The sequence below is a fragment of the Parazoarcus communis genome (assembly GCF_003111645.1).
GTDB classification, from domain to species: Bacteria; Pseudomonadota; Gammaproteobacteria; order Burkholderiales; family Rhodocyclaceae; genus Parazoarcus; species Parazoarcus communis_A.
In genome coordinates this window covers 1,062,171-1,074,899 of record NZ_CP022187.1, presented here as the reverse complement: position 1 = coordinate 1,074,899, position 12,729 = coordinate 1,062,171, and the positions used below count along the sequence as shown (strand labels likewise).

At 61.2% G+C, this 12,729-nt stretch carries 12 protein-coding genes; 10 read left to right on the top strand and 2 right to left on the bottom strand.

Going from position 1 to position 12,729, the window contains the following annotated elements; all coding sequences use genetic code 11:
• Positions 1-11: 11 nt before the first annotated feature.
• Entirely contained in the window at positions 12-545 is a 534-nt protein-coding gene (tssJ, locus tag CEW83_RS04970) for a type VI secretion system lipoprotein TssJ (RefSeq protein ID WP_234419057.1), read from the bottom strand.
• On the opposite strand from tssJ, the gene CEW83_RS04965 reads away from it, so the two are divergent.
• The 8 genes from CEW83_RS04965 (at position 442) to tssH (ending at position 10,159) form a co-directional block, all read left to right on the top strand.
• On the top strand, positions 442-1,404 hold the full coding sequence (locus tag CEW83_RS04965) for a tetratricopeptide repeat protein (protein WP_234419111.1): 963 nt from the start codon (positions 442-444) through the stop codon (positions 1,402-1,404). The genes tssJ and CEW83_RS04965 overlap by 104 nt on opposite strands.
• Positions 1,405-1,529: 125 nt before the next feature.
• Positions 1,530-2,033, top strand: coding sequence for a type VI secretion system contractile sheath small subunit (gene tssB, locus CEW83_RS04960; RefSeq protein ID WP_234418995.1), 504 nt, complete (start codon positions 1,530-1,532; stop codon positions 2,031-2,033).
• On the top strand, positions 2,030-3,511 hold the full coding sequence (gene tssC / locus CEW83_RS04955) for a type VI secretion system contractile sheath large subunit (protein WP_108948347.1): 1,482 nt from the start codon (positions 2,030-2,032) through the stop codon (positions 3,509-3,511). Before tssB ends, tssC begins: the two co-directional genes overlap by 4 nt.
• Positions 3,512-3,545: 34 nt before the next feature.
• The gene (locus CEW83_RS04950; RefSeq protein ID WP_108948346.1) at positions 3,546-4,082 is read left to right on the top strand and encodes an Hcp family type VI secretion system effector; all 537 of its coding nucleotides are present in this window, start codon (positions 3,546-3,548) and stop codon (positions 4,080-4,082) included.
• Between the two features lie 60 nt (positions 4,083-4,142).
• Positions 4,143-4,622 (top strand): type VI secretion system baseplate subunit TssE, encoded by a 480-nt coding sequence (tssE, locus tag CEW83_RS04945; RefSeq protein ID WP_108948345.1) that lies wholly within the window; start codon positions 4,143-4,145, stop codon positions 4,620-4,622.
• Between the two features lies 1 nt (position 4,623).
• Complete coding sequence (gene tssF / locus CEW83_RS04940) at positions 4,624-6,459, top strand: type VI secretion system baseplate subunit TssF (RefSeq protein ID WP_108948344.1); 1,836 nt, start codon at positions 4,624-4,626, stop codon at positions 6,457-6,459.
• On the top strand, positions 6,423-7,478 hold the full coding sequence (tssG, locus tag CEW83_RS04935; protein ID WP_108948343.1) for a type VI secretion system baseplate subunit TssG: 1,056 nt from the start codon (positions 6,423-6,425) through the stop codon (positions 7,476-7,478). Before tssF ends, tssG begins: the two co-directional genes overlap by 37 nt.
• Positions 7,479-7,492: 14 nt before the next feature.
• Positions 7,493-10,159, top strand: coding sequence for a type VI secretion system ATPase TssH (gene tssH / locus CEW83_RS04930; RefSeq protein WP_108948342.1), 2,667 nt, complete (start codon positions 7,493-7,495; stop codon positions 10,157-10,159).
• 71 nt (positions 10,160-10,230) lie between these two features.
• On the opposite strand, the gene CEW83_RS04925 is transcribed toward tssH, so the two are convergent.
• Positions 10,231-11,031: an inositol monophosphatase family protein gene (locus CEW83_RS04925; protein WP_108948341.1), complete on the bottom strand. Its 801-nt coding sequence runs from the start codon at positions 11,029-11,031 to the stop codon at positions 10,231-10,233.
• A gap of 80 nt (positions 11,032-11,111) precedes the next feature.
• On the opposite strand from CEW83_RS04925, the gene CEW83_RS04920 reads away from it, so the two are divergent.
• Complete coding sequence (locus CEW83_RS04920; protein WP_108948340.1) at positions 11,112-11,843, top strand: RNA methyltransferase; 732 nt, start codon at positions 11,112-11,114, stop codon at positions 11,841-11,843.
• Between the two features lie 76 nt (positions 11,844-11,919).
• Positions 11,920-12,675: a serine O-acetyltransferase gene (cysE, locus tag CEW83_RS04915; protein ID WP_108948339.1), complete on the top strand. Its 756-nt coding sequence runs from the start codon at positions 11,920-11,922 to the stop codon at positions 12,673-12,675.
• Positions 12,676-12,729 lie beyond the last annotated feature (54 nt).

Sequence of the window (12,729 nt, the reverse complement as noted above, 5' to 3'; positions counted from 1 at the left end):
CGACTTTCCGTTCAGCTGTGTTTGCAGCGGATGTCTGCAACGACTGTGGCCGCTGCCTCACTTTTGGTGGTGTCCGCATCGGGGGTGGTGGCCATCGCACACACGCCGAGCATGAGTGCGATCTGATCTGTCGGCGCGCGCCCCCTTTCAATGGCGAGTTTCCAGCGCCCGTGCGCGGGGGAATGAAACAGCGCCACGATGCCGATGTGCCGGGTGTCGGGACGCATCTCCAGCGTTAGCGCGTAGTGTCGGCCAGGCAGGATGATCAGTTCCCGAACGCTTTCAAGTTCTGTCGCGAGTACCTCCGCGCCCATATCGTCCTGTTGTGCCTGCTCGTAGGTGAGCCGTGCGAAGCCATGCTCGCTTTTCAGTTGATAGATGCGCAGCACCACGGACAGGGGCTCACCGGCAGCACTCGCGTTCAGTGCGGGTGCTGCCTCGATGGAAACCGGGACGGTAGCTGCGGATTCACGGTCGCGTCCCACACGCAGGCCTGAGGTTTCGAGTACCCCATTTACAGCACCGCTGACGGCCGCACCCGCCAGCTGGATTGCGGCCGCGCCCGAGCAGCCGCTCAGGACAAACACCGAAGCAAGCACCCATCGCGATGGTCTGGACAGAGACGACCTCTGTGGCAACGCCCATCTTCGCGAAGACCTGAATCTGTGGTCTTTCATGAAATCCATTTGGCATTTCAAAAATGGCAATGTACTATGCGCAAAGCATTTTTACAACGCTGACGGAGGCCTGAAAGTGAATGCTTTTCACCTGGTAAGAGTCGGTTCGAGCTTGTTGAATAGCGCACTGATCGTGTCCGTGATCCTGAGTCTGTCCGCATGCGCGACGGTGGCTGGGAAACCGGAGGCAACGGGATTTGCAGACGTGTACGAGGCAACAGGGAAAACGGTTGAGCGACTTCTTGTGGAGGATAGGCGTGGGGAGGCCGTCGCGGTTCTGCAGGCCGTCACCTCAAGATTTCCTCTGCACGCAGAGCCCTGGGTTCGCCTGGCTTCGCTGCATTTCGACGCTGGTGAGTATGGCCACGCCATCGTTTCCGCCGACGAAGCATTGCAACGTGATCCGGCGAGCCAGCTCGCGAAGAGCATCCGGGCAGTGTCGGGTTTACGCGTCGCAACGTCCTCGCTGGTCGACCTGCGTGCCGAGGCGCCATTGACAGGGTCGACCCGGGCAGATGCGACCAGGCTTGCGATCGTGCTGCGCGGAACGCTCGGTGAAGAGGTTCTCGTACCCGAGGCGGTCCCGGCGCCAAAGCGGGTCACGCGGCGAGCGAGCGCTGCGGCTGCGGGGCGTGCTGTATCCGTTGTGCGTGAGCGTGGCGCAACGGGGGGCGCGAACTCGTCGGCCCCCGCCGTCAATGGTGATCCGTTCAGCGTTCTGAAATAGGGAAGCCCCTTGCAGGTTTGCCCGGTGCCGTGCGAACTGCTGCGGAACCATGCGGGTTTGCTCTGCAAGGCGGTGGCAAGTGTTTCTGCAGGGTCAGGAGGTGCAGTGTGTCAAAAAGGGAAAGCATGCAAAAGCGGCTTCAACGGGTGCGACCGCCCCGTGTTCAGCTTACCTACGATGTGGAGCGCGGAGATGCAATCGAGCACAAGGAGCTCCCATTCGTTGTTGGCGTGGTCGGAGACTTTGCGGCGGCGAGTGAAGCGCCGCAGCAGCGTCTGCGCGACCGGAAATTCGTGAATGTCGACCGGGAGAACTTCGACGACGTCATGAACAGCATTGCGCCGAGGACCGTCTTCAGGGTTCCGAACCGCCTGACGCATGCCGGCGGCGAACTGAGTGTGGAATTGAACTTCAGGCGATTCGAGGATTTTCGCCCCGAGTCGATTGTCGAGCAGGTCAGGCCGCTGCAAAGGTTGATGGAGGCGCGCACGCGCCTGGCCGAGCTGAGGAACAAGCTCGCCGGCAACGAAAAGCTTGAAGATCTGCTGGCAGACGTGCTTGCACGGACTGATGCGCTCGCGCAGATTGGGTGCAATGAACCGGGCTCGAATAGCGAGGTGACGGAATGAACTCCAGCCTCGAAGCTGCAACGGTCGTGCCCGTTCCCGGGCAGAGTCTGCTCGACAGGATTATCGACGAGAGTCGTGTTGCGCGATCGCCGGTCGAGCGGGATCGCGCGCGGGACATCATCGGCGAACTCGCTGAACAGGTCCTTCAGGGCGAGCTTGTTGTTTCGGAGAACCTCGCCGCCTCGATCGATGTCCGGATAGCGGAGCTCGATCGCCTGATCTCAGCCCAGCTGAGTGAAATCATGCACGCGCCGGCGCTGCAGGAACTCGAAGCGTCGTGGACAGGCTTGAACTACCTCGTAAGGCAAACCGAAACAGGGACGAAGATCAAGATCAAGCTGATGAATGTGACCGCAAGGGAGCTGGTCAAGGACTTCAAGGCGGCGATCGATTTCGATCAGAGCGTGGTCTTCAAGAAAGTGTACGAGGAGGAGTTCGGCACCTTCGGTGGTGCGCCTTTCAGTGCATTGATCGGCAATTTTCAGCTCACCCGGCAACCGGAAGAACTGTATCTGCTTGAACAGCTGAGCCATGTCGCGGCGGCTGCACATGCGCCGTTCATCGCTGCTGCTTCGCCTGAACTCTTTGGCCTTGAGTCATTCACCGAGATGGGGAAGCCGCACGATCTTGCCAAGGTGTTTGATACGGTCGAGTACGTGAAGTGGAAGTCCTTCCGCATGTCCGAGGATTCACGCTACGTCGGACTCACCCTGCCAAGGTTTCTCGGGCGCCTGCCTTACAACCCTGTGGATGGACTCGTCACTGAGGGGTTCAACTTCATCGAGGATGTCGACGGCGCGGATCACTCCCGCTACCTGTGGTGCAACGCGGCCTTCGCTTTCGCAGCCCGGCTGACCAGCGCATTCGAGCGCCACGGTTGGTGTGCAGCGATTCGGGGTGTGGAAGGCGGTGGTCTGGTCGAGGATCTTCCTGCTCACGTGTTCAGGACCGATGAGGGTGAGGTCACACTCAAGTGTCCGACCGAAATATCCATTACAGACCGCCGCGAAAAGGAACTGAGTGATCTCGGCTTCATGCCCCTTGTTCATTGCAAGAACACCGACTACGCGGCCTTCTTTGGTGCGCAGTCGGCGCAGAAGGCGCGGCGGTACGACACCGATTCCGCAAACGCGAACGCCTCGCTATCCGCGCAGCTGCAGTACATCTTTGCGGTGTGCAGGATCGCGCACTACATGAAGGCCATGATGCGCGAAAAGATCGGGAGCTTCGCGTCGGCGACAAACGTCGAGCGCTATTTGCAGCGATGGATCGACCAGTACGTCACTGCAGATGATTCTGCATCGCAGGAAACGAAGGCGCAGTTTCCGCTTCGTGAGGCGTCCATCGAGGTCAGCGAAGTGCCGGGGCGGCCGGGCGTCTATCGCGCGGTGTCGTTCATCCGCCCCCATTTTCAGCTCGACGAGCTGTCGGTTTCCCTGCGGCTCGTAGCCGAACTGCCGCAGACAAGCAAGAGTTGAGTTTTCTGTTCAATCACCGGGGAGTTGATGGGAAATGAAGGATATCTACGTTGAGTTCAAGGGTAGCGACATCAAGGGGGATTCACGGGATTCGAAGCACAAGGATCAGATCGAGGTTTACACCTGGTCGCACTCCATTCGACAGCCGAAATCTGCGACGGCGTCGAGTTCGGGCGGACACACGGCCGAGCGTTGCGAGCACGATGAAATGGTGTTCACCAAGGATATCGACGGGGCCAGTCCCAAGCTCTATCAGGCCTGCTCGTCGGGCCTCGTGATCAATGATGTGGTGATCTGTTTCTATCGTGCACATGGCGGAAAGAATACGACCGGCAACCCTGGCACAACGCAGAATCGCCACCAGTACCTGAAGATCGAGCTCAAGAACGTGCTGGTGGCGTCAGTGTCGCCGAATGTATCGAGCGAGGGTATTCCGATGGAAAGCTTTTCGCTCAAGTACTCCGCGGTCAAGTGGACCTACGATGAGCTGAATATCGACGGCAGCAAGACGGGCAAGGTCAATATTCAGGGCGCGTGGAATCTTGCCACGAACACGCCAAGCCTGAATTGAGTGCAGATGTGATTTGCGGGGTGGCGATCGTTGGTGTCACCCCGGGCGGAGCGAGATGACGTGACAGGTTTTGAACCCTCTCTGCACGAGAAACTGTTTGGTGGTGAAAATGATCCGGCGCCGCATCAGGGCTTGTCCCTGGATCAGCTCAAGGCGTCTGTCGCGCGGGATCTCGAATCCTTGCTGAATACGCGTCTTGGCATGCCAGACGCAGCGTTTCACGCATTTCCAGAAGCGAGGCGCTCGGTCGTTCACTATGGGTTGAGCGATTTCTCAAGCCTGAGTCTGAGCAGCCTCGCAGACCGTGTTGCAATTCTGCAGGCATTGCGCGCAGCGATTGTCCTGAATGAGCCTCGTCTGAGAAATGTCGATGTGGCATTCGACAGCGATCGCAGATCGGAGAACCGTCTGCTGTTCACGATCAGGGCGCTGCTGGTGGTCCGGCCGCTTTGCGAGGCGGTGAGTTTCGACCTGATGCTCAAGCCCACGACACAGCAGTATCTGGTCGGGCCCGACAGCATGGCGCGTGCGAGGGTTTGAGATGAAGGACCTGCTCCCGCACTATGAGCGCGAACTTGCATTCCTGCGCACCCACGGACGGGAGTTCGCCGAGCGTTATCCCAGGATTGCCTCCCGTCTGATGATGTCGGGGGAGGGCTCGGATGACCCCCATGTCGAGCGCATGATCGAGTCCTTCGCGTTGCTCAGTGCCCGTGTCAGCAAACGCCTGGAGGACAGTTATCCGGAGTTCGCCGAGTCGCTGCTGAGCGTGCTGTACCCGCATTACCTGCGCCCGTTTCCGTCGTGCTCGATCGCCTGTCTCCAGAACGCGGACATGTCTTCGGTGCCGCCTGAAGGCATCACGATTCCGCGAGGAAGTACGCTGAAGTCACGCGCCGTGAATGGCGCCGAATGTACCTTCAGGACAGCCTGGGACGTATCGACATCCACAATGCACCTGAGTCGTGCGTGTTTCAGCCCGCTTCCACGCTTGCCTGCCGGGGTCAGCCTGCCTCCGGGCGCCAGCGCGATGCTGAGTCTGGGCCTGCGACGCACTCAAGGTTCTGGGGAGGCTGCGTGGTCAGGACAATCAACGGTGCGCCTGTTTATCGATGCTGCGCAATCGGTGACGGCTGCACTGCGCGATGCATTGTTCCTCTCTGTTTCCGCTACATTTGTCGAGTGTGAATCCCGCTGGCAGCGCGTGGCCGCAAGCCTGATTGAAGCCGTTGGCTTTCGGGCGGAAGAGGCGCTGGTCGACTATCCGTCCAACGTGCATGACGGTTACCGTTACCTGACCGAATACTTTGCCTTCCCGGAGAAATTCAGCTTTTTTGACCTGTGCCTCGACAGATTGCCACCGGATCTGCCGGAGCACGACGAACTCACGCTTCACTTCGCCCTTACCGGCCTGCATGCAGAAAGCGATGCGGCGCGCCTGCTTCAGGGCATCGATACACGGACCCTGCGCACAGGCTGTGTGCCGGTCGTAAACCTCTTTCACAGGCGTGGCGAGCCGATCCGCTTGAGTGGTCAGAAGACCTGCTATCCGGTGATTGCCGATGCGCGTCGCGCCTATGCCTACGAGGTTGCGTCCATCGACTCGGTTCATCGGGTCAGTCAGAGCGGTCAGGGTGAGCAGATGACCGAGTTTCGTCCGTTCTTCTCCCTGCGCCATGGCGAACGTGCAACCGAGGATGGCAACTACTGGATTTCTTCGCGTGATGCGCAGCTTGCGGAGAAGAGTCCTGGCCATGAAACCCGCATCGCAATCGTCGAGTCGGCAGCGGGGGTGCCGTCACGTCAATCCGATGTGCTCAGCGTAGCACTCACGTGCACCAATCGTGACTTGCCGACCTTGCTGCCGGTCAATGGACCGGGCGCAGAGCTCATTCCAGAGGGGGATCCACATCTCGGTGCGCTTCGTCTGCTGAGGCGGCCGAGCGCGCCCTGTCGCTTCGACCATCAGCGGGATGGTCTGTGGCGTCTTGTGTCGCACCTTTCCCTGAATCATCTCTCCATATCCGGGAGTGGTTTGCAGGCGTTCCGTGAAATGCTGTGCCTGTATGACCTCCCACGCAACGCGCTCAATGGCCGGAAGATCGATGGGATCAAGGGCATCGAACATGTCACGAAAACCACATGGCTCAACGGCAAGCCCTTCGCCTGCTTCGTGCGCGGCATTGAGGTCAGGGTCACGATTGACGAGGATGCCTTCGTCGGTAGTGGTCTGGACGTCTTTGCCCGTGTGATGGATCGTTTTTTCGGCCTCTACGTTCATCTCAACAGTTTTGTCCAGGTGGTGCTGGTGTCGAGCCGCACAGCCGAGGAGTTGATCCGGTGCAAACCACGCAGCGGCGAGTCGATCCTGGGCTGATCGGGCATCTGCTCGAAGCCCCGTGGTCCTTCGAGTTCTTTCAGTCGGTCCGCCTGCTTGAGCGTGAGTTCGGTTCGGGATTGCGGCGGGAGAGTGTGCTCCCGCCAGTGTTGCGCTTCTCCAATTCGCTCGCGCTCGGTTTCGCGCCGAGCCAGCTCGAGGCGGTTAAACCCGTACGGGACGACGCGCAGGACAGTGAGATGCCCATGGCTGTGCGGGCGGTGGAGCTGACGCCGAGCTTCATTGGCTTTCTCGGCATCCACGGCAGTCTGCCCGCGCACTACACCGAACAGGTCATAGAGTCCCTGCGCATGGCCGGTGACCGCGGCGCGCATGCCTTCTTCGATCTCTTCTCCAACCGCGTTGTCGCTCAGTTCTATCTGGCGTGGAGAAAATACAAGCTCGCGCTGATGTACGAGCATGACAGACGCAAGCATTTCCTGCCCCAGGTGCTTGCGTTCTGCGGCCTCGGTCAGGATGGGCTGCGCGATCGTCTGAATCAGGCGCCAGGCGCGATTGACGATGAGTCGCTGGCGCATTTCGCGGCCCTGATCCGGCAGCGCCCGGTGTCGGGAACTGCGCTGCAGCGCGTGCTTTCGTCGTACTTCCGGGTCGCGGTTCGGCTGGAACAGTTCGTTGGCCGCTGGTACCGGCTTGAGGCGCCACAGTGCGCCAGGCTTGGACAGGCAAACGCGATGCTCGGTCACGATGTCTTGCTGGGTGAGCGGGTCTGGCAATGCGATCTGCGTGTCCGCATCTTCCTCGGGCCGTTGCCACTGTCTACCTACCGTGCCTTCCTTCCTGGGAGTGAGCGTGCAGCGGCGATGAAGAAATTGCTGCAGCTGCTTACCGGGCTTCGGCTCGAATACGAGGTTCGACCGGTGCTCAAGGCCGAGGATGTGAAGCCCTGCAGGCTGTCCGGGCGCCCCGTGTATCGGCTCGGATTTGACAGCTTTGTGTGTTCCCGTCCCGCGGCATCCGACCGCAGCGACGCCGCGTTCGATCTTCACCCTTCCTGAGTTCTGTCCTCACCATGCACATCTCGCTCAAATCCCTGATTGGCAAGCTCAACTCCGACTGCCGTGTTGCGCTCGAACGGGCCGCCAGTCTTTGCGTCGCCCGCACTCACCATGTCATCGAACCCGAGCATGTGCTGCTCGCATTGTGCGAACAGGAAACGACCGACTTCGTTCTGGTGTGCCGCAGCTTTGGCGTGAGTGCAGGTGCGCTTGCAGACGATCTCGAACGGACACTCTCCGGGCATCAGACTGGAAACGGACAAACGCCGGTGTTCTCGGCACGGCTTGTGCGTTTGCTGGAGCGTGCCTGGTTGCATGCCTCTCTCGAGTCACAATCACCTTTCGTTCGCAGCGCTCATCTCCTGTTCGGGCTTGCAGGGGACCCGGAGTTGAGCCAGTTTGCGCAGCGTTATCCTGCCACCCTGGGCCGGGTTCGCATCGATGTCTTGCGGGCCGAGTTTGATTCGCTTACGACGGGCTCAAGTGAGGGCGGGGTGGCGCCGTGTTCCGCTGCTGATGCAGAAGGCAGCAATGGCTTTGCGCGCTCCGGGCCTGACCCAGCGTTGCGCCGTACCCCTGCGCTCGACCGCTTTACGGTCAGCCTGACCCGACTGGCGCGCGAGGGGAAGCTGGATCCGGTGATCGGGCGTGACGCCGAGATTCGCAGGATGATCGACATCCTGATGAGGAGACGGCAGAACAACCCCATGCTTGCGGGTGAGGCCGGGGTTGGAAAGACCGCAGTGGTCGAGGGCCTCGCCATTCGGCTCGCCCGTGGCGATGTGCCTCCGGCGCTGAGGGATGTGGAGCTGCTCGCACTTGATATCGGCTTGCTGCAGGCAGGCGCGAGCGTGAAGGGTGAGTTCGAGCAGCGTCTCAAGGGCGTCATCGACGAAGTCCGCGCCAGTGTGCGTCCGGTCATCCTGTTCATCGATGAGGCGCACGGACTGATCGGTGCGGGTGGGCCTGCGGGGCAAGGCGATGCCGCGAACCTGCTCAAACCGGCGCTCGCGCGCGGGGAATTGCGCACCGTGGGGGCGACGACCTGGTCGGAGTACAAGAAGTACATCGACAAGGATGCTGCGCTTTCGCGCCGCTTTCAGGTCGTCCGGATCGACGAGCCCGACGAGACGCTCGCCTGTGCGATGTTGCGTGCCATGGTGCCCGCGCTGGAGGCGCACTTCGGGATCAGGGTTCTGGACGAGGCGGTGGTCGAGGCCGTGCGTTTGTCCAGCCGCTACATCGGCGCACGACAGCTGCCCGACAAGGCCGTCAGTGTGCTCGATACCGCCTGCGCGCGCGTCGCACTCGGGCAATGCGCAACCCCTGCTGAGCTGGAGGACGCAAGGCAGGGCCTGGCCCGACTGCGAGAGGAACAGTCTGCCCTGAAGCGGGAATCGCTGAGTTTGGCCGCACACCGCGAGCGCCTTGCGGAACTGGATACGGCGATCGAAAGGCAGTCGAAGGAGCTCGAGGTCCTGCACAGGCGCTTCGAACACGAACAGACCCTCGTGGCGAAGATCCGCCAGGCGCAGACTGCACTCGAGGCACTTCCCGCGACCGGGGCTTCGGCAAGGGGTTCGGGGCGGCGGCGTGGCGGCACCCTCGACCGGCTGCTGAAGACGCTGGCCTCGGTGCAGCAGAACGCATCGATGGTTCCCTTGCAGGTTGATCGTCAACTGGTTGCCGATGTGGTGTCGGGGTGGACGGGCATCCCGCTCGGGCGGATGCTCAAGGATGAGATCCGGACCATTCTTGGGCTCAAGGCGCTGATGGCCGAACGGGTCAGGGGCCAGGATCATGCACTTGAGGCGGTCGCGCAGCGCGTGAGAACGGCGCGGGCCAATCTGGAGGATCCGTCCAAGCCCAAGGCGGTCTTCCTGTTTGTCGGCCCTTCAGGCGTGGGCAAGACGGAAACTGCGCTTGCGCTGGCCGACCTGCTCTATGGGGGTGAGCGCAAACTGGTCACGATCAACATGAGCGAGTATCAGGAGCCTCATTCGGTAGCAGGCCTGAAGGGGGCTCCGCCCGGCTACGTCGGATACGGGGAAGGCGGCGTGCTGACCGAGGCGGTGCGGCGCAATCCGCATTGTGTGCTGCTGCTGGACGAGGTCGAAAAGGCCCATCCCGATGTGCTCGAACTGTTCTTTCAGGTCTTTGACAAGGGGGTGCTCGAAGACGCTGAAGGGCGCGAGATCGATTTCCGCAACACGCTGATCATCCTCACGAGCAACGTTGGCTCCGCGCAGATCATGGCGTCGTGTCTGAACCTCGCGAATGAAGCCGTGCCCACTGCAGAAGAGCTCGGCTCCCGTCTGGCACCGGTGCTGCAACAGCGCTTCAAGCCTGCATTTCTCGGGCGCATGAAGGTGGTGCCCTTCTATCCGATCAGCGACACGGTGCTGGCCGAGATCATCCAGCTCAAGCTGGCGCGTATTCGTGAGCGCGTGGCCGCAAACCACAAGGCGCGCTTCATCCATGACGACACCTTGACCGAGGCCGTGCTGGCGCGTTGCACCGAAGTGGACTCCGGTGCGCGTAACGTCGACCACATCCTGAATGGATCCCTGCTCCCCGAGATCGCGGGCGAGGTGCTTGCCCGCATGGCCGATGGCGAAGCCGTCAGCGAAATCCGGGTCTCGGCAGGCGAGCAGGGGCAGTTCCGCTACAGCGTGGTCTGATAGCGGGAGCAAGTACTGCGTTTTCCGTCACGGGACACCGCACGAGTGTGCAGTGTCCCGGCAAGAGCGGATCAGCTCTGGATGCTGTCGTTGCGGTAGGACTGGATGATGGGCAGCATCTGAGCGAACACCTTGGGGGTGCCGGCAACCACGTTGCCCGTCGTCAGGAAGTTGCCTTCGCCCGCAAAGTCGGACACCAGGCCGCCAGCCTCCTGAACCAGCAGGACGCCCGCTGCCATGTCCCACGGTGCGAGGCCCATTTCCCAGAAGCCATCAAGGCGCCCGGCTGCAACATATGCCAGATCAAGCGCGGCGGCACCCGGCCGACGGATGCCCGCAGTCTTCTGCGTCAACTCGCGGAACATGGCGAGGTAGGCGTCGATGTTGCCGAATTCGCGGTAGGGGAAGCCGGTACCAACCAGGGCGTCGGCAAGGCGCACACGACGCGACACGCGAATGCGGCGGTCGTTGAGATAGGCTCCGCTGCCACGCGTTGCGGTGAACAGTTCGTTGTTGACCGGGTTGTACACGACGCAGTGCTCGGGCACACCGTTTTTGGTCAATGCGATGGAGATCGCGTACTGCGGGAAGCCGTGGATGAAGTTCGTGGTGCCATCGAGGGGATCGATGATCCACACGAATTCGCTTTCGGCGCCGGACTCGCCGGACTCCTCTGCTAGAATCCCGTGCCCCGGGTAGGCTTCACGAAGTACTTCGATGATGGCTTTCTCGGCAGCGCGGTCAACCTCGGTCACGAAGTCGTTGGGCGATTTGGACTCGACCGTAAGCAGATCGATCTGGGTCGAAGCCCGGTTAATGACGGTTGCGGCACGGCGGGCGGCCTTTACGGCGATATTCAGGATGGGATGCATGCGGCTCGGTCTCGGCGGGTGGAGCGGTCCAGGGCAGTGCGCCCCGTCACGATCAGATACGAAAAACGGTGAATTTTAATATGAATGGCGGCTTTGCGCTTGATCGCATCCGTGTCGTGCTTTCCCGGCCGAGTCATCCTGGCAATATCGGGGCTGCCGCGCGCGCGATGAAAACCATGGGCCTGTCGCAATTGTGGCTGGTGTCGCCTGCCTGTTTCCCTGATCCGGTGGCCGATGCACGGGCTTCCGGGGCCACGGACCTGCTCGAATCGGCGCGTGTCGTGGATACGCTCGAAGAGGCGCTTGCAGGCACGGTGCTGGCTGCAGCGGTCACCGCCCGTCGTCGCGAATTGAGTCTGCCGCGCGTCACGGCGCGTGCAGCCGCGGCAGAAATGGTGCAGTGGGCGGATCGCGGCGAACTTGCGCTGGTCTTCGGCAATGAAACCAGCGGCCTGTCCAACGACGAGGTCGGCCTGTGTGCAATGCCGGTGACGATTCCGACCAATCCTGACTTTTCCTCGCTCAACCTGGGCGCTGCCGTGCAGTTGCTCACCTACGAACTGCGCATGGCTGCACTCGAACCACCCGAGGTCTACGCGGGAGATCCTCAGCCTCAGCCTGCGACGCACGCCGAGGTCGAGGGGTTTCTCGCGCACCTCGAGCAGGCGGTGACCGAAAGCGGTTTTCATGAGCCGCAGAACCCGCGCAGGCTGATGCCGCGATTCCGCCGGCTTTTTGGCCGGATCAGGCTTGAAAAGGAAGAGGTCGGCATTCTTCGTGGAATGCTCTCTAGCTTTCAGCGCAAAGCCTAGTAAAATAGTCGACTATTGTTGCCCAAGACGCTTGGGCATTCGAATCCTGTTTCATCTTTCCCGGAGACTGCGTCAAATGTTTGAACACCTGCGTGAAGACCTGGCCAGCGTTCGCGAACGCGACCCTGCCGCCCGCTCTACATTGGAGGTGTTGACCTGCTATCCGGGTGTGCACGCGCTGATCTTTCACCGCCTTGCGCATGCCGCCTGGCAAAGACGCCTGTTCTGGCTCGGCCGCTTCGTCAGTCACGTCAGCCGTTTTCTGACCGGGATCGAGATTCATCCGGGCGCTGTCGTCGGGCGTCGGGTGTTCATCGATCATGGCATGGGCGTCGTGATCGGAGAAACGGCCGAGATCGGTGACGACTGCACCATTTACCAGGCCGTCACGCTGGGTGGAACATCGCTCTATCGCGGCACGAAGCGCCATCCGACACTCGGAAAAGGGGTCGTGGTGGGGGCAGGGGCGAAAGTGCTGGGCGGATTCACGGTTGGTGACGGCGCCAAGATCGGCTCCAACGCCGTCGTCGTCAAACCGGTACCCGCGGGGGCAACAGCGGTTGGAAACCCGGCGCGTGTGCTCGACGCCGAGCGCGACGCCGAGCGCGCACAGAAAGCGGAGCAGATGGGCTTCTCTGCCTACGGTGTGACCCGTGACATGGACGACCCGGTGGCGAAGGCCTTGCATGGTCTGCTCGATCACGCGGTAGAGACCGACCGCCGCTTCCAGGTGATCTGCAAACGGATGGAAGCAGCGGGCTTGAAACTGGACCCCTCGGTCGAGTCTTCTGATGATTTCGATGCGTCCCGATTGTCCAAGATGGTCGATTGAATGGGCTGAAAGCCGATTAGTTGACCGTTTTTGTCGGGATATGTATAGTTGAGT

What these genes read in the sequence shown, in the direction of transcription:
- CEW83_RS04920 (WP_108948340.1), top strand. Translation starts at nt 11,112, where the DNA reads ATGAATGGCGGCTTTGCGCTTGATCGCATCCGTGTCGTGCTTTCCCGG.
- tssC (WP_108948347.1), top strand. Translation starts at nt 2,030, where the DNA reads ATGAACTCCAGCCTCGAAGCTGCAACGGTCGTGCCCGTTCCCGGGCAG.
- tssF (WP_108948344.1), top strand. Translation starts at nt 4,624, where the DNA reads ATGAAGGACCTGCTCCCGCACTATGAGCGCGAACTTGCATTCCTGCGC.
- CEW83_RS04950 (WP_108948346.1), top strand. Translation starts at nt 3,546, where the DNA reads ATGAAGGATATCTACGTTGAGTTCAAGGGTAGCGACATCAAGGGGGAT.
- CEW83_RS04965 (WP_234419111.1), top strand. Translation starts at nt 442, where the DNA reads ATGGAAACCGGGACGGTAGCTGCGGATTCACGGTCGCGTCCCACACGC.
- tssH (WP_108948342.1), top strand. Translation starts at nt 7,493, where the DNA reads ATGCACATCTCGCTCAAATCCCTGATTGGCAAGCTCAACTCCGACTGC.
- cysE (WP_108948339.1), top strand. Translation starts at nt 11,920, where the DNA reads ATGTTTGAACACCTGCGTGAAGACCTGGCCAGCGTTCGCGAACGCGAC.
- CEW83_RS04925 (WP_108948341.1), bottom strand. Translation starts at nt 11,031, where the DNA reads ATGCATCCCATCCTGAATATCGCCGTAAAGGCCGCCCGCCGTGCCGCA.
- tssB (WP_234418995.1), top strand. Translation starts at nt 1,530, where the DNA reads ATGCAAAAGCGGCTTCAACGGGTGCGACCGCCCCGTGTTCAGCTTACC.